Origin of the sequence: Streptomyces sp. NPDC005263 (genome assembly GCF_042872365.1) — a bacterium.
Taxonomy (GTDB): Bacteria; Actinomycetota; Actinomycetes; order Streptomycetales; family Streptomycetaceae; genus Streptomyces.
This window is the reverse complement of record NZ_JBIAKJ010000008.1, coordinates 21,249-37,362: the sequence shown is the minus strand read 5'-3', so window position 1 is coordinate 37,362 and position 16,114 is coordinate 21,249. Positions and strand designations below refer to the sequence as shown.

At 72.0% G+C, this 16,114-nt stretch carries 12 protein-coding genes; 11 read left to right on the top strand and 1 reads right to left on the bottom strand.

Annotated features, from left to right (window positions below):
• The first annotated feature begins 36 nt into the window (after window positions 1–36).
• Window positions 37–1,752: a CocE/NonD family hydrolase gene (locus ACFYRY_RS31375; RefSeq protein WP_389153887.1), complete on the top strand. Its 1,716-nt coding sequence runs from the start codon at window positions 37–39 to the stop codon at window positions 1,750–1,752.
• A gap of 82 nt (window positions 1,753–1,834) precedes the next feature.
• On the opposite strand, the gene ACFYRY_RS31370 is transcribed toward ACFYRY_RS31375, so the two are convergent.
• Entirely contained in the window at window positions 1,835–2,779 is a 945-nt protein-coding gene (locus ACFYRY_RS31370; protein WP_389153102.1) for a virginiamycin B lyase, read from the bottom strand.
• A 200-nt stretch (window positions 2,780–2,979) separates the two neighbouring features.
• Here ACFYRY_RS31370 and ACFYRY_RS31365 point away from each other — a divergent pair, with 200 nt between their 5' ends.
• From ACFYRY_RS31365 to ACFYRY_RS31320, 10 genes are all read left to right on the top strand, one after another.
• On the top strand, window positions 2,980–3,810 hold the full coding sequence (locus tag ACFYRY_RS31365) for an SDR family NAD(P)-dependent oxidoreductase (RefSeq protein WP_389153099.1): 831 nt from the start codon (window positions 2,980–2,982) through the stop codon (window positions 3,808–3,810).
• Window positions 3,811–3,892: 82 nt separating this feature from the next.
• Window positions 3,893–4,519, top strand: coding sequence for an AAA family ATPase (locus tag ACFYRY_RS31360; RefSeq protein WP_389153096.1), 627 nt, complete (start codon window positions 3,893–3,895; stop codon window positions 4,517–4,519).
• A 142-nt stretch (window positions 4,520–4,661) separates the two neighbouring features.
• Window positions 4,662–5,186: a PadR family transcriptional regulator gene (locus ACFYRY_RS31355; protein WP_389153093.1), complete on the top strand. Its 525-nt coding sequence runs from the start codon at window positions 4,662–4,664 to the stop codon at window positions 5,184–5,186.
• The gene (locus ACFYRY_RS31350) at window positions 5,183–5,875 is read left to right on the top strand and encodes an ABC transporter ATP-binding protein (RefSeq protein ID WP_389153090.1); all 693 of its coding nucleotides are present in this window, start codon (window positions 5,183–5,185) and stop codon (window positions 5,873–5,875) included. Before ACFYRY_RS31355 ends, ACFYRY_RS31350 begins: the two co-directional genes overlap by 4 nt.
• A 65-nt stretch (window positions 5,876–5,940) precedes the next feature.
• Window positions 5,941–8,259 carry an ABC transporter permease gene (locus tag ACFYRY_RS31345; RefSeq protein ID WP_389153087.1) on the top strand — a complete coding sequence of 773 codons (2,319 nt, stop codon included), beginning with the start codon at window positions 5,941–5,943 and terminating at the stop codon, window positions 8,257–8,259.
• 487 nt (window positions 8,260–8,746) lie between these two features.
• The gene (fusA, locus tag ACFYRY_RS31340) at window positions 8,747–10,807 is read left to right on the top strand and encodes an elongation factor G (RefSeq protein WP_389153084.1); all 2,061 of its coding nucleotides are present in this window, start codon (window positions 8,747–8,749) and stop codon (window positions 10,805–10,807) included.
• Between the two features lie 227 nt (window positions 10,808–11,034).
• Window positions 11,035–11,568 carry a GNAT family N-acetyltransferase gene (locus tag ACFYRY_RS31335; RefSeq protein ID WP_389153081.1) on the top strand — a complete coding sequence of 178 codons (534 nt, stop codon included), beginning with the start codon at window positions 11,035–11,037 and terminating at the stop codon, window positions 11,566–11,568.
• A complete protein-coding gene (locus ACFYRY_RS31330; protein ID WP_389153078.1) occupies window positions 11,565–13,061 on the top strand; it encodes an ABC transporter substrate-binding protein in 1,497 nt (498 codons plus the stop codon). Before ACFYRY_RS31335 ends, ACFYRY_RS31330 begins: the two co-directional genes overlap by 4 nt.
• 4 nt (window positions 13,062–13,065) lie before the next feature.
• Entirely contained in the window at window positions 13,066–14,862 is a 1,797-nt protein-coding gene (locus ACFYRY_RS31325) for an ABC transporter permease subunit (RefSeq protein WP_389153075.1), read from the top strand.
• The gene (locus tag ACFYRY_RS31320) at window positions 14,859–16,106 is read left to right on the top strand and encodes an MDR family MFS transporter (RefSeq protein ID WP_389153073.1); all 1,248 of its coding nucleotides are present in this window, start codon (window positions 14,859–14,861) and stop codon (window positions 16,104–16,106) included. Before ACFYRY_RS31325 ends, ACFYRY_RS31320 begins: the two co-directional genes overlap by 4 nt.
• Window positions 16,107–16,114: the final 8 nt, after the last annotated feature.

Below are 16,114 nucleotides of genomic sequence, written 5' to 3'. Positions count from 1 at the left end.
TTGTCGTACACCGTACGAGAATGGTGGAGGGGAATGATGACATCACCTACGCACGACGCCGCGTCGAACCCGGCCTGGACACCGCCGCCCGGGAAACCACCGTTGTCCTCGCGGATGATGAGAAGCATCTGGCGCAACCTCCCCGCCAAACGGCACGACGTGGGGTGGCAGCCGGGGCTGGTGGTTTCGGCCGCCGACGGCAGCCCTTTGATCACGGATCACTACTTTCCCCGGGCAGCGGGAGACTTCCCCACCCTTCTCGTGCGCTCGCCGTACGGCAGGGGCCTGCCGTGGTCACCCATGTACGGCATGCTCTTCGCCGAACAGGGCTTCCATGTGGTCCTGCAGAGCTGCCGCGGCACCGGTGGCTCGGGCGGTCAGTTCGATCTGTGGCGCAACGAGGCCGCTGATGGCCAGGCCACCGTGGCCTGGCTGAGAGAGCAGCCGTGGTTCAACGGAACGCTGGGCACCATCGGCCCCAGCTACCTCGGGTATGTGCAGTGGGCGCTCGCTCTGGACCCGCCGCCGGAGCTGAAGGCGATGGTGGTGCAGGTGGGTCTGCACGATCCCTATGCCCTGTTCCACACGGACGGTGCGCTCCACCTGGAGAACGCCCTCCTCGTCGGCGTCGGCATGGAGTACCAGCACCGGGGGATGGCACCGTCCCTGAGAGCGACGTTGCGCCTGCAGCGCCGACTGCGCGAAATCGTCACCGCGCAACCGCTGCGTGGGGCGTACGTGTCAGCCCTTGGGCGTGAAGTGCCGTGGCTGGACGGCGTGATGACCCACCCGGAGGCCGACGATCCGTACTGGGTCGGCGCGTCTCCAGGGGAGGCGGCGGAGCGGCTGAGCGTGCCCACCAGCCTGATCACCGGATGGCACGACGCGCTGGTCGACCAGACCTTCGAGCAGTACGACCGGCTGCGTCGGGCCGGATGCGAGACCGCCCTGCTCGTCGGCCCGTGGACCCATACCTCCGCACTGCAACAGGGCTGGCCCGAGGTGTTCGCCGAGAGCCTCGCCTGGCTGCGCGCGCACCTGTGCGGTGACCGCTCCGGGCTGCGCCCCACCACGGCGCGCGTCCACGTCGGCGGCGAAAACGCGTGGCGGGACCTCGACGACTATCCGCTGTCACCGGTCACTGCCTCGTGGTTCTCCTCCCCGGACGGGCATCTGACCCGACAGGCACCCACGGGCAACGCACCGCTGACGTCCTTCCGTTACGACCCGGCGGACCCCACCCCGTCGCTCGGTGGCCGTCTGCTCTCCCGGACTGCCGGCCCACGCGACAACAGTGCCCTGGAGGCCCGAGACGATGTTCTGACCTTCACCGGCCCGCCGCTGTCCGAGCCCGTGGATGTCATCGGCCCGGTCACCGCGCGGCTGCGTGTCTCCACGGACACCGGATACGCCGATGTCTTCACCCGCCTGTGCGACGTGGACCCGCAAGGGCGTTCCACCAACGTGTGTGACGGGCTGGCTCAGTTGAGGACCGTGGGGGAGGGGCCGTCGGAGGTCACCGTGCCGATGAGCTACACGGCCCACCGCTTCGCCGCCGGGCATCGTATGCGTTGGCAGATCAGCGGAGGTGCCCATCCGCGTTATGCCCGCAACCCGGGCACGGGGGAGCCGTCGGTCGACGCCAAGACGTTCACACCGATACGGACGACCCTCCACGCCGGGTCGGTATTGATGCTTCCTCAGGGCGCGGGGGCTGCCCAGCCCTTCGGTGACCATCAGCCGGACGCATAGGTCCATCGCCGGGTGCTGGTGCTGGTGCTGGTTGGGGTGCGGGTGCGGGTGAAAAGTGCCTGGGGGCGGGGGATTCGGGGCGCTACGGCGATACCCCGGGCCCCCGCTCCAGCCGCGCCACCCCGCCCGTCTCCAGAGCCACCCAGATCGCGCCGTCGGGTCCCACGGTGAGGCCGTGCGGCTCGGACGACGGGGACGGGAGGGCGTACTCGACGATGCGGACGATCCCGGTGTCCGTGGTCTCCTCCGCTTCTCCGGTCACGGTGAGGTGGCCGACCCGGTTGGCACCCCACTCGGTGAACCAGCAGTCTCCGGGCGCGGCTGCCACGATGGCGTGCGGCCTTGCGGTGCGGTCGGGCAGCGGAAACTCCTCGATGCGGCCGTCCACCGAGATCCTGCCGACCTGTCCCGCCGCGATCTCGACGAACCACAGGGCCGCACCGTCACTGGTGATGCCCACCGGTCCGGCGCCCGGAGTGGGCAGGGGGTGCAGGGTGGTGTCGCCGTCGACGGTGATACGGCCGATCGCGTTCGCCTGGTGGAGCGTGAACCACAGGGCGCCGTCGGGTCCTGCAGTGATCGCGGACGGGAAGCCGCCTTCCGCAGGCAGGACGAACTCGGTGATCTTCCCGTCGACGGTGACGCGTCCGACCCGGTCGGTGTTCATCTGCGTGAACCACATCGCAGCGTCCGGGCCGGCGACGATCCCGAAGGGTCCGCTGTCGGGCGTCGGTACGGTGAAGGAGCGCACGTCTCCCTCGACGGTGACGCGGCCGATTTGGTGGTCCTGGGACCGGGTGAACCACAGCGCCCCGTCGGGGCCGGGCGTGATGACCGTCGGTCGGCAGGTGCGCGAGTCCAGCGGATACTCCGTCAGTTCGCCGTCTGCCGCGAGACGCGCGATGCGACCGCTGTGAACGAGAGTGAGCCACAGGGCGCCGTCGGGTCCGGTCGTGATGCCGTAGGGGCCGTCCTCCACGCCCGCCACGCGAATCTCCGTGAGGGCAGGGGTCTCGGAGTGCTGCACGGTGGGTCCTTCCGGTGTTCTCGTGAACGTCGTCGCACCCTGCCCGTGGGGGAGGGGCGGGCGCAACGGCATTAAACGGGTGGCGGACGGTGTGCGTGGTGGCTACGCTTGCGAGACGCAACGGTCCGTATCGTGTTGAGTCGCTGATCGCTGATCGCTGATCGCTGGTCGCGGACCACTCACAAAGGGGATGAGGTCTCATGTCATCGACCGCCAAGGTCTGGTTCGTCACGGGTGCGTCGCGCGGGCTGGGCCGCGCGTTCGCCGAGGCCGCACTCTCCGCAGGGGCGCGGGTCGTGGCGGCCGCCCGTGATGTCGAACCGCTCGCCGAACTGGCTGAGCGGTACCCGGAAGATCTTCTGCGGATCCCCCTGGACGTCTCCGACCGTGCGGCCGTCTTCGAAGCGGTGGACAAGGCGGCCGCGGCCTTCGGCCGACTCGACGTCGTGGTCAACAACGCCGGCGGCCTGCTGTACGGCATGGTCGAGGAGTCCACGGAGGAGCAGATCCGCGCGCACCTGGACGTCAACTTCTTCGGCGCGGTGTGGGTGGCCCAGGCAGTGATCCCCCACCTGCGGGCGCGGGGCGGCGGGCGTCTGCTCCAGATCACCACCATGGGCAGCGCGAGCGCGGGCGGCGTGGCCTGCGTCGGGTTCTACGGCGCGGGCAAGGCGGCCCTCGACTCCGTCAGCGAGGCGCTGGCCATGGAGGTCGAGCAGTTCGGGATCAAGGTCACCATCGTGCAGATGGGCGGATACTCCACCGGCCTGTTCACGGTCGGCACCACGGTGGCCGAGGCGGACCCGGCCTACGACACCCTGCGGGCACGGTTGCTCGAGATGTGGGGCGACGACGCCGGGCCGGACCCTCGTACCGCGGCGCCCGTGGTCATGGAGCTGGCCGAGATGCCGGACCCGCCGCGGCGCCTGATCGTCGGAAGCAGGTCCTTCGACCTCGTCCAGGAGTGGGACCGGGCCCGAGACGAGCAGTACCGGGCCTGGGAGTCCCTCAGCCGCAGGGCGCCGGGCTGACGCCGAGACCGGCCGTCGCCCGCCCGGCCGAGCTTTCGGGATCGACGTGGAGGATCGACGCGGGATCAGTAGGGTCGTCGATGTGGACGACGTGCGGGTGGTGCTGATCGGTGGGACGTCGAACGTCGGCAAGTCGACGGTCGCCCGGGTGGTGGCGCAGCGGCTCGGGTTCGCCCACCGGTCGACGGACTTGCTGGCGCGCCATCCCGGGCGGCCCTGGCGGACACCGGAGCGGGAGGTGCCGGACCATGTCGCCGAGCACTACCGTTCCCTCACCGTCGACGAGTTGATCGCCTCGGTTCTCGACCACTACGAACGCCTGTGGCCTCGGATCGAGGAGCTGATCACGGCCCACGCCACCGAGGGCGGCGCCGGGACGGGCCTGGTCCTGGAAGGCTCGGCCCTCTGGCCGGCCCGCGTCGCGGAGTCGACGCTCCCACGAACCGCGGCCGTCTGGCTCACCGCCGACCACTCCGTCGTACGCGACCGCGTGCATCGCTCCGGTCACTACATGACCGCGACGGACGAGGAGCGGCACCTGATGGACAAGTTCCTTGCCCGCACTGAGCGTTACCAGACCCTCATGGCCGGCACCGTCGACAGCCTGGGCCTGCGGCGCGTCGACGGGGGTGGCGGACGGCCGGTGACGGAGGTGGCGGACGCGGTGCTCGCGGCCGTCGGTGAGCAGCGGATGACGCGAGGCGTCTGAGGCCTGTCCGGGACCTGGAGCGCGGTCCTCCCTCGCCTGCGCGGCCGTACGCACCCGCCATCAGCTATACACTCCGCTTATACGCGTAACGTATACGCGTCATGTATACGTGCGGCGTATACGCACTGTGTATAGTGAGCTCATGTCCATTGGTCACACCCTTTTGGGACTCCTGGAGTCCGGCCCGCGACACGGCTACGACCTGAAACGGACCTTCGACGAGACGTTCGGTCACGACCGGCCGCTGCACTACGGCCAGGTCTACTCGACGATGTCCCGGCTGCTGAAGAACGGCCTCGTCGAAGTCGACGGGATCGAGGCCGGCGACGGCCCGGAGCGCAAGCGCTACGCGATCACCGACGCCGGCATCACCGACGTGGATCAGTGGCTCGCGACCCCGCAGAAGCCGGAGGAGTACCTCCAGTCCGCCCTCTACACCAAAGTCGTCCTGGCGCTGCTCACGCACCGGGACGCCTCCGACATCCTGGACGCCCAACGCTCCGAGCACCTGCGCTGCATGCGCATGCTGACCGACCGTAAGCGCAAGGGCGATCTGGCGGACCAGCTGATCTGCGACCACGCCCTCTTCCACCTGGAGGCGGACCTGCGCTGGCTGGAACTGACCGCCGCCCGACTCGACAAACTCCGTGAGGCTGTAGCCCGATGACGACTTCTTCCCCTGGTTCCCTGCTCGAAGCGCGGGACCTGCGCAAGACCTACGGGCACACCCACGCCCTGGACGGCGCCGAGTTCGCCATCGACCCCGGCGAGATCGTCGCCATCATGGGCCCCTCCGGCTCCGGCAAGTCGACGCTGCTGCACTGCCTCGCGGGCATCCTGCCGCCCGACTCCGGGTCGATCACGTACAACGGGCGTGAAGTGACGACGATGAGCGACGGCGGGCGCAGCGCGCTGCGCCGCTCCGAGTTCGGCTTCGTGTTCCAGTTCGGGCAGCTCGTGCCGGAACTGACCTGCGTGGAGAACGTCGCCCTGCCGCTCAGGCTGAACGGCACCTCCCGCAAGGAGGCCGAGCGGGCGGCGCTCGGCTGGATGGAACGCCTGGAGGTCGCCGACCTGAAGGGCAAGCGGCCCGGCGAGGTCTCCGGCGGCCAGGGCCAGCGCGTCGCCGTGGCACGCGCGCTGGTCACCGGCCCCCGGGTGCTGTTCGCCGACGAACCGACCGGCGCGCTCGACTCCTACAACGGCGAGCGCGTGATGGAACTGCTCACCGACGCGGCCCGCTCCACCAACGCCGCCGTCGTCCTCGTCACCCACGAGGCGCGGGTGGCCGCCCACTCCGACCGGGAGATCGTCGTACGCGACGGCAAGTCGCGGGACATGGAGCGCGCCGTATGAGTGCGCGCACAGGGAACCTTCCCGGCGAGCGAAGCCGAGCGTGGGGGAGATGCGCGGACCTGGCCATGGGGGCCCGGTTCGCCGTCACCGGCGGCCGCGAGAGCTGGGTCCGCATGACACTGACGGCGGTCGGTGTCGGGATCGGCGTGACCCTGCTCCTGTTGTGCACCGCGATGCCCAACGTGTTCTCCTCCCGCAGCAAGGTGGAGGACGCCCGCCACGTCAACCTGTACTCCCAGGACGCCGTGCCCAAGGCCGACAACACGCTCCTGATCGCCGCCGCCGACACCACCTGGCACGACGACGACATCCTGGGCCGGCTCGTCGAACCCGAGGGCAGCCGGGCGCCGCTGCCCCCTGGGGTCGACCGCTTCCCGGGCAAGGGCGAGATGGTGGTCTCCCCCGCGCTCAAGGATCTGCTGGAGTCGGACGACGCGAAACTGCTGCGGGAGCGCCTGCCGTACAAAATCACCGGCACGATCGGCGAGAGCGGTCTGATCGGCTCGCACGAACTGGCCTACTACGCGGGCGCCTCGGGGATGAAGATCGCGGACGCCTCTCTGGTGACGCGGCTGACCAAGTTCGGCAGACCGGACGCGGACGTGGCGCCCGAGAAGACCGACCCGGTGCTGCTGCTCATGGTGTTGGTCGTGTTCGTGGTGCTGCTGACGCCGGTCGCCGTGTTCATCGCCGCCGCCGTCCGCTTCGGCGGCGAACGCCGCGACCGCCGCCTCGCCGCGCTGCGCCTGGTCGGCTCCGACGGGGCGATGACCCGGCGGATCGCGGCGGGCGAGGCGCTGGCCGGAGCACTGCTCGGCCTGGCGGTGGGCACCGTCTTCTTCCTGCTCGGCCGGCAGAAGCTGGGCACCGGCGAGTTGCTGGGCGTGAGCGTCTGGCCCAGCTACCTCAACCCCACTCCCGCGCTTGCCGCGCTGGTCGCGGTGGCTGTGCCGGTCGCCGCGGTGCTGGTCACGCTGCTCGCGATGCGCGGCGTCGTCGTCGAACCCCTCGGTGTGGTGCGCGCGGCCAAGCAGCGCCGCCGCCGACTGTGGTGGCGGCTGCTGCCCCCGCTGGCCGGCCTCGCGATGCTCTACCCGATGATCGGCCAGGGCCACAAGAACGGAGACTTCAACCAGTACCTCGTCATCGGCGGCGTCCTGCTGTTGCTGGTCGGCATCACCGCCCTGCTGCCCTGGGTCGTGGAGGCGGTCGTCGTCCGGCTCGGCAAGGGCTCGCTGTCCTGGCAGCTGGCCGTGCGACGGCTTCAGTTGAGCAGCGGCACCGCCGCCCGCATGGTCAACGGCATCGCCGTGGCGGTGGCCGGGGCCATCGCGCTGCAGATGCTCTTCACGGGGACGCAGAGCCAGTACACCGAGAGCACCGGCCAGGACCCCAGCCGGGTCCAGATGGAGGTCGACTTCAGCGGCCCCAAGCAACTGTCCGGCGTCGAGCGCGAATTCACCGGCACCAAGGGGGTTCAGGCCGCGGTGGCCCTGGCCCAGTCCCAGTACGGGGACTCACGCCGCAACCCGGAGAACGGCAACGGTCTGACCGTGGGCAACTGCGCCGCCCTGCGCGAACTCGCCACACTGCCCTCCTGCAAGGAGGGGGACGTGTTCATCACGCGAACGCGGAGCGGCTACGACGACCCCAGCAACGCATCCGAGATCGCCCTGGTGAAGCCCGGTCGGAAGCTCTACATCGACCCGTCGTACGACGGCCCCGAACGCGGCCTCGAGGTGCCCTGGAACGTCCCCGCGAACATCCGGGAGGTGGACGCGCGCAAGGACTCACTGCAGGACTACACCAGTCTGCTGGTCACCCCCTCCGCCCTGCCCCGCAAGGCCGCGCCCGCGGTGTTCTCGGGCGGTGTCTACCTGCGTCTGGATCCCTCGGTGCCGGACTCACGGGAGTACATACGCAACGTCGCCGCCCGCATCGACCCCCTGGCGCAGACCTTCGCCTGGTCGGAGTCCCAGGAGAACGCCAAGTACGCCTCCATCCGCACCGGCCTGTTCGTCGGCTCCGCCTTCGTGCTGGCACTGATCGGGGCGAGCCTGCTGGTCTCCCAGTTGGAACAGCTACGGGAACGCAAGAAGCTGCTCTCCGCGCTGGTCGCCTTCGGTACCCGGCGCCGCACCCTCAGCCTGTCCGTCCTGTGGCAGACAGCCCTGCCGGTCGGACTCGGTCTCGCACTGGCCACGATGGTGGGCGTCACCCTCGGCGTCGTCCTGCTGAAGATGACCCGTACGCCGGTGACCATGGACTGGGCGAGCGTGCTCACCATGACCGGTGTGGGCGCGGCCGTGGTCGGCGTGGTCACGCTGCTCAGCCTGCCGCCGCTCCTGCGCATGATGCGCCCGTCGGGCCTGCGTACGGAATAACCACTGACAGATCCCATGGGGTGGGCTCCTCCGCGCAGGAGGAGCCCACCCCTGCACGCGGGAAGGGCGTGGACAGAGCTGACCTGCATCCCGATCTGACGGAGACGCCTCAAAAAATGCCCGCTCGTGTTCGTGTCACGAGCCCTACACTCATCACGGATCACGCACCGCCCGGCGCACCGGGCCCGGATGCGCGGACAAGGCAGACCAGAGAGCAGACCAGAGAGCAGACCAGAGAGGGGGACCGGCCGTGTTGTACCGCACCGCTGTTGTCGTCCCCCGGTCGCTGCACGAGGTGATCCTCGTGTCTCTGCCCGTCCGGTGCCCGCTGCGCGGCCGGTACCGGATGCCCGTGCCGACCCTCTGATCAGCGCGCCGTCAACTCCTCGCGGAACCGCAGAACCGCGGAACCAGGCCTGTTGACGTGCCGTCATGTCCGCCGGGAATCGCGCCGCCCTGACACATCTCGTCCGAAAGGCCCCGGGCCGTGCGCACCAACCTCAACGCCCTCACCACCGTCCGCAACCTCGGCATCCTCGCCCACGTCGACGCCGGCAAGACCACCGTCACCGAGCGGATCCTGTACGCCACCGGCACCACCCACCGGCGCGGCGAGGTCCACGACGGCACCACCGTCACCGACTTCGACCCGCAGGAGCGCGATCGGGGCATCACGATCTTCGCCGCGGCCGTGAGCTGCGCCTGGGACGGTCACCGGATCAACCTGATCGACACCCCGGGCCACGTCGACTTCGCCGACGAGGTGGAGCGTTCGCTGCGGGTCCTGGACGGCGCGGTCGCCGTGTTCGACGCCGTCGCGGGCGTGGAGCCGCAGAGCGAGTCGGTGTGGCGGCAGGCCGACCGCTACGGCGTACCGAGGATCGCGTTCGTCAACAAGCTGGACCGGGCGGGCGCCGACCTCGACACGGCCGTCGCCTCGATCCGGGAGCGGCTGCACCCGGCCCCGCTCGTCGTGCAGTTGCCCATCGGAGCGGAGGACGGGTTCACCGGTGTCGTCGACCTGCTCCGGATGCGCGCGCTGACCTGGGGCCCAGACGGTGACACGGCCACCGAGGGGCCGGTGCCGGACGCCCTGTACGAGGAGGCGCTACGGAGACGTCGGCTCCTGGAGGAGGCTGTCGCCGAACGGCATCCGGCCGCGTTGGAGGAGTTCTGCGACCGGGAGACGCTCTCCGCCGCGACCCTCACCGCGGCCCTGCGGGACCTCACCCGCAGCGGCGACGGCGTGGTCGTGCTGTGCGGCTCGGCCTACCGCAACCGGGGGATCGAACCGCTGCTCGACGCCGTCGTGGCGTATCTGCCGTCCCCGCTGGACGTGCCCGCCGTACGCGGCACGCTCGACGGAACGGAGCAGGAGCAGGAGCGGGCCGCGGATCCGCACGCGCCGTTCGCGGCACTGGCGTTCAAGGTGCACGCCACCGCGACGGGACGGCTGACCTACATACGCGTGTACTCGGGAACGATCGGAAAGGGGGACACGGTGCTGGACGCGGGCGCGGGGCGGACCGAGCGGATCGGACGCATCCTGCGGGTGCGGGCGGACCGGCACGCCCAGGTGGACCGGGCGCTCGCCGGGGACATCGTCGCCGTGGTCGGGCTGAAGTCGGCCCGGGCCGGCTCGACCCTGTGCGCGCCGGACGCTCCACTCGTCCTGGAACCGCCGGCCATGGCCGATCCGGTCGTCTCCGTGGCGGTCGAGACCCGCGGGCCCGCCGACACGGACCGGCTGGCGTCGGCGCTGGCACGGCTGGTCGAGGAGGACCCGTCGCTGGTGGTCCGCACCGACCCGGAGACCGGGCAGACGGTGCTGTCCGGCATGGGTGAACTGCACCTGGAGGTCGCGGTGGAGAAGGTGCGGCGCGACCACGGGCTGACGGTCACCGTGGGCCGTCCCGGCGTGTCCTACCGGGAGACGGTCGCCCGCGGGGTGTCCGGTCTGGTTCACCGGCACGTCAAACAGGACGGCGGCGCCGGGCAGTTCGCGCAGGTCGTCATCGATGTGGAGCCGCTGGAGGAGATCATGGGCTTCGAGTTCCGCTCGACGGTCGTCGGCGGCCGGGTGCCGCAGGAGTACGTCCGCGCGGTCGAGGCCGGCTGCCGGGACGCCCTCACCGAGGGGCCGCTCGGCGGGCACCCGGTGACCGGGCTGCGGGTCACCCTCACCGACGGGGCGACCCATGTGAAGGACTCCTCGGACATGGCGTTCCGCACCGCGGGCCGCTCCGCCCTGAGGGAAGCACTGCGCGCCTCGGCGATGACCCTGCTGGAACCGGTCGTCGAGGTCACGGTCACCGTCCCCGAGGACGCCGTCGGCACCGTCCTCGGCGACCTGGCCGCACGCCGTGGCCGCGTCTCCGGCTCGGTCACGCGGGCGGGCGCGGCGGTGGTCACGGCCACCGTGCCGCTGGCCGAACTCTTCGGCTACGCGACCCGGTTGCGCAGCCGCACCCAGGGCCGGGGCACCTTCACGACCCGCCCCACCGGCTACGCCCCGGCCCCGGCCCCGGCCGTGACGCCGACGCGATAACGCGCCGGGCGGCCCAGCCGTAAGCGGGCACCCAACCCGTACGCGATGCGGCCCCACCCCTGATACGGGCGGGGCCGCATCGCCGGGCCATCTCCCGCACTTTTTTGAAAATGGATGTCATGTTGGTAAGTTGCGGGAGTGTCGGGCAACGCGCTTCATCGCCGGGGAGTTGCCCGCCCGCCACCCACCCGTGATCACCCGAAGGGCTTAATGCATATGATTCGCAAGTGCGTAACTACAGCATCAGGGCGGCGAGCCCCGACGACCTCGAAGGTGCGCGAGCCGTGATGCTCGACACCGTCTACCGCGACTTCGGTACCGGCTACGTGCCCCGCTGGCACGCCGACATCATCGATCCGGCCGCCGCCTACCTCGTCCCGGCCCGCCACACCCTCCTCGTCGCCCTCGACCCGGACGAGCGGACCGTCGTGGCCACCGCGGCCCTCGACTCCCGCGGCCCCGCCCATCCGCCGAACCCCCGTCACATCGCCGAGCGGTATCCCTCCGGCGCGACCGCGCAGCTTCGCCGGGTGTACGTCCGTCCCGAGCACCGGCGGCGCGGACTCGCCCGGCGCCTGGTCGACGAACTGCTCGCCTTCGCCGCCGCGGACGGCGGCTACCGCGCCGTCTATCTGCACACCGACCCTGCGGTGCCGGGCGCCGAACCCTTCTGGCGGTCACTCGCGAAGGCCGTGCACGACGAGCGCGACGACTCCCGCGGCAACGGGGTCGTCCACTTCGAGATCCCGATAGGACGGTGACCGGCGTGCGCCGCCGCCACATACTCGCTTCCCTGCTGCTCGCCCCGCTCCTCACTGCCTGCTTCGCCTCCTCGGGCGGCGACTCCTCGGGCGGCGCCGAGGGCGGCGCCCGGCTGCGGGTCGCGCTCGCGTTCCCGCCCGCCGAGAACCTCTCGCCGTACGGGGCCGACGCCACCATCCTCAGTCGCCTCGGCGTCACCGAGGGCCTGACCGCGCTGGACGCCAACGGCGCCGCCACCCCCGCGCTCGCCGCCTCCTGGCGCCAGGAGAACGACCGCACCTGGCTGTTCACCCTGCGCGAGGCCACCTTCCAGGACGGCTCGGACGTCACCCCCGCCGCGGTCGCCGCCGCCCTCACCCACGCCACCGACGCCAAGCCCGCGCCCGCCGCCCTGTCCGGCGTCACCCTCGCCGCCAAGGCCGACGGCGCCACCGGCGTGCGGATCACCACCGGCGTCCCCGACCCCGTACTGCCCCTGCGCCTGTCCAGCCCGAGCCTCGCCGTCCTCTCCTCGAAGGCCTACGACGGCAAGGACCAAGTCGACCCGGTCGGCACCGCCACCGGACCCTTCGCACTGACGAAGGTGAGCGGATCCACGTCCGCCACCCTCGACCGCCACGACGACTACTGGGGCGGCCGCGCCCAGGCCTCCGGCGTCGACGTCCGCTTCATCGCCGACGGCGCCGCCCGCGCGAGCGCCCTGCGCACCGGCGAGATCGACCTCGCCGAGGCGGTCCCGGTCGCGCAGGCCGCCACCCTCGACCAGGCCACCCGCAAGGAGACGGCCACCACCCGCACCACCAGCCTGCTGCTCAACGCGACGTCGGGCCCCTTCAAGGACCCGAAGGTGCGCGCCGCCGCCCGCCGGGCCGTCGACACCTCCGCGCTCGCCGAGGGCGTCTACGAGCAACACGCCGACCCCGGCGCGGGCATCTACGGACCCGCCGTGACCTGGGCCGAGGGCAAGCGTCGGCAGCCAGTCGGCAGGGCGAAGGCCGCCAACCCCGACGGCGCCAGGATCACCCTCGCCACCTACGACAACCGGCCCGAACTCCCCGAGGTCGCACAGGTGTTGAAGCAGCAGCTGGAGAAGGCCGGGTTCCGGGTCACGCTGCGGGTGCGCGAGTACTCGCGGCTGGAGAGTGACGCCCTGGACGGGAAGTTCGACGCCGTCGTCCTCGCCCGCAACTCCCTCGTCGACACCGGCGACCCGCTCGCCGTCCTCGCCGGCGACTACACCTGCGACGGCGGCTTCAACATCGCCCAGCTCTGCGACCGGGACGTCGACCGGGCCGTGGCGAAGGCCGAGGGCATCGCCGACACCGCCGAACGGCAGGACGCGGCCATGGCCGCCGAGGCCCGGATCCTGGGCACCGACGCCGTGGTCCCGCTGGTCCACCAGCGCGTCATCACCGGCGTCGACACCTCGGTCAGCGGCGCCCTCCTCGACCCGTACGAGCGCACCCTCCTCGGCACCGGAACGCGGCGCTGATCCCATGCGACGCCACCTGGCCACGCCCGTGTGGCGGGCCGTGCTCGCGGCCGCCCTGGTGTGCGGCATCGGCCTGCTGCCCTGGCTGACCCGGACCGACCCGGCGCTCACCGTCCTCAAGGCACGCTCGGCCGACCGTGACCCCACCCCCGGCGCACTGGCCGACATCCGCACCCAACTCGGCCTGGACCGCGGACCGTTCTCCCTGCTCGGGCAGTGGCTCGGCGGGCTGTGGCACGGGGACGCCGGCCGGTCGTGGCTGTCCGGCGACGCGGTCGCACCCGCCGTCCTCCAGGCCCTCGGGGTGTCCCTGCTGCTGATGGCGGTGGCCTTCGCGGTCGCCGCCGTCACCGCCGCGCTGATCTGCGCCCGCACCCTGTGGCTCGGCGCGCACCGGCGCCTGGACGGGCGCAGGGCGGGAGGCAGCGGCTCGGCGGTGCTCGCTGCGCTGCCCGAGTTCCTCACCGCGTCCCTCCTCGCCACCGTCGTCGGCGTCCAACTGGGCTGGCTGCCCGCCCTCGGCTGGTACGGCCCCCAGTGGACGGTGCTGCCCGCCCTCGCCCTCGGCCTGCCCGCCGGCGCCGTCATCGGACGGCTCCTCGACGACCTGTTGCCCGGCGCCCTCGGCGAACCCTGGGCGCTGGCCGCCACCGCACGCGGACTGCCCGGCCGGCGCGTCGCCCGTCAGGCGGTACGCCGCTGCCTGCCCGCACTGCTGCCGAACCTCGGCCTGTTCGTGGTCGGCCTGACCGGCGGGGCGGTCGCGGTGGAGCAGATCTTCGACATCCCCGGCCTCGGACGCACCACCCTCCAGGCCGCCCTCGCCCAGGACCTGCCCGTCCTCCAAGCCGGCACGCTGGTCATGATCCTGCTGGCCGCGGTGACGGCCGGGCTGGCCGCCCTCGTCACCCGGATCGTCGCGGGCCCGGCGCTGCGCGACGGCGCGCTGCCCTCGCTGCACCGGCCCACGCCACCGGCCCGCCGGGTCCTGCCGTACGTCCACGGGGGGCTCCTCCTCGCCGTCATCGCGCTCGGTCTGCCCCGCGACCCGCTCGCCCTCGACACCGGCGAACGCCTCCGGCCCCCCTCCGCGTCCCACCCGTTCGGCACCGACGCGCTCGGCCGGGACATGCTCGCCCGAGTCGCGCACGGCGCCCTCGACACCCTGCTGCTCACCCTGGCGATCGGCGCCGCCACCCTGCTCGCCGGTGTCCTGCTCGGCCTGCTGCCCAGGCTGTCCGGCCCCCTCGTCGACACCGTCAACGCGGTGCCGCCCGTCCTCCTCGCGCTGCTGGTCACCGCCGTCGTCGGCAGCGGATCCGCCACCCCCGCGCTCGCCGTGGGCGCCGTCGCCTGGGCGCCCCTCGCGGCGCACGCCTCCGCGCTGCTGCGTCAGGAACGCGCCGCTCTCCATGTGACCGCCACCCGGGGTCTCGGAGCGGGCCGCGGGCACCTCCTGCGCCACGCACTGCTGCCCGCCGTCCTCCCGCCGGTCACCCGCCACGCCCTGCTCCGCCTGCCCGGCATCGCGCTGGCCCTGGCCTCGCTCGCCTTCCTCGGCCTCGGCGCGCAGCCGCCCTCCCCGGAATGGGGTCTGCTCCTCGCCGAGAACCAGCCCTACGCCGAACGCGCCCCCTGGGCGGTCCTCGCACCCGCCGCCGTCCTCGCCCTGCTCGGGGCGTTCGCGGTGAGCGCGGCGGGCGGAGTGCGGGTGCCACGCAGGCGGGCGGGATCCCGCACACCACCTCCGGTCGCTGCCGAACAACCGTCAGACGCAAGGGAGTTGGTGGCGGCGCGATGACGTCGACATCGGTCGTTCCGGTCGAGGAGTCTCAAGGACGCACTCGCCTCTCGCCCCTGCTGCGGCTGCTGATCCTCACCCAACTCGCCTTCAACATCGGCTTCTTCGCCGTGCTGCCGTTCCTGTCCGAACACCTGGGACGGGCCGTGGGCATGGCGGGCTGGCTGGTCGGTCTGGTGCTCGGGCTGCGGACCTTCAGCCAGCAGGGCCTGTTCGTGGTGGGCGGGGCGCTCGCGGACCGGTACGGCATCCGGCCGGTGGTCCTCGCCGGGTGCGCGCTCAGGATCGCCGGGTTCGCCTGGCTCGGCTTCGCCGAACGGACCTGGACGGTCATCGGTGCCGTCCTGCTGATCGGGTTCGCCGCCGCGCTGTTCTCACCGGCCGTGGAATCCGAGGTCGCCCGGCAGGCGGTGGTGTGGGAGGAGACCGGCGGCGGTCCCCGTACCAGGGTCCTGGCGCTGTTCACCGTCGCCGGACAGGCCGGGGCGTTCGTCGGCCCGCTGCTCGGCGCGCTGCTGCTGGCGGTGGATTTCCGTACCGTGTGCCTGGCCGGAGCCGGGATCTTCGTGCTGGTCCTCGGCGGGCACGCCTGGCTGCTGCCACAGCGGATCGCCGGGCGGGCCCGCGTCGAGGTCCGGGGCGGCATGGGGCTGCTGCTCGGCAACCGGCGCTTTCTGGCGCTGTGCTGCGGATACGGCGCCTACCTGCTCGCCTACAACCAGCTCTACCTCGCCCTGCCCGCAGAGGTGGAGCGCGCGACGGGTTCGCAGGCGCCGCTGGCCTGGCTGTTCGCCCTGTCGTCGCTGCTGGTGGTGACCGCCCAACTGCCCCTCACCCGCTGGGCCGACAGCCGGCTGACGCTCCGCCGGTCCATGGTGAGCGGTCTGCTGCTGGTCGCGGCCGGGTTCGTCGTCGTGGCCGCCGCCCGGCCCGCCGAGTGGACCGGCACCTTGGGGATGCTGCCCGCGGCGGGCTTCGTCGTCCTGCTCACCCTCGGTCAGATGCTGGTCGCCCCCGTCGCCCGCGCCTGGGTTCCCGACCTCGCCGAGGAGGGCCGCCTCGGCCTGTACACGGGGGCGTTGTCCTCACTCTCCGGTCTGATCGTCCTGGTCGGCAGCGCGGCGACCGGCACTCTGCTGGACAGCGGGCTGCCGGGTGCCGTGCCGTGGCTGGTGCTGGCGGCCGTGCCGGCCGCGGCGATCGCGCTGCTGCCGGGGCGGCGGACGGGCGGGCCCGGCCGATAGGCTCCCCA

What these genes read in the sequence shown, in the direction of transcription:
- ACFYRY_RS31355 (WP_389153093.1), top strand. Translation starts at nt 4,662, where the DNA reads ATGTCCATTGGTCACACCCTTTTGGGACTCCTGGAGTCCGGCCCGCGA.
- ACFYRY_RS31375 (WP_389153887.1), top strand. Translation starts at nt 37, where the DNA reads ATGACATCACCTACGCACGACGCCGCGTCGAACCCGGCCTGGACACCG.
- ACFYRY_RS31325 (WP_389153075.1), top strand. Translation starts at nt 13,066, where the DNA reads ATGCGACGCCACCTGGCCACGCCCGTGTGGCGGGCCGTGCTCGCGGCC.
- ACFYRY_RS31345 (WP_389153087.1), top strand. Translation starts at nt 5,941, where the DNA reads ATGGGGGCCCGGTTCGCCGTCACCGGCGGCCGCGAGAGCTGGGTCCGC.
- ACFYRY_RS31365 (WP_389153099.1), top strand. Translation starts at nt 2,980, where the DNA reads ATGTCATCGACCGCCAAGGTCTGGTTCGTCACGGGTGCGTCGCGCGGG.
- ACFYRY_RS31350 (WP_389153090.1), top strand. Translation starts at nt 5,183, where the DNA reads ATGACGACTTCTTCCCCTGGTTCCCTGCTCGAAGCGCGGGACCTGCGC.
- ACFYRY_RS31320 (WP_389153073.1), top strand. Translation starts at nt 14,859, where the DNA reads ATGACGTCGACATCGGTCGTTCCGGTCGAGGAGTCTCAAGGACGCACT.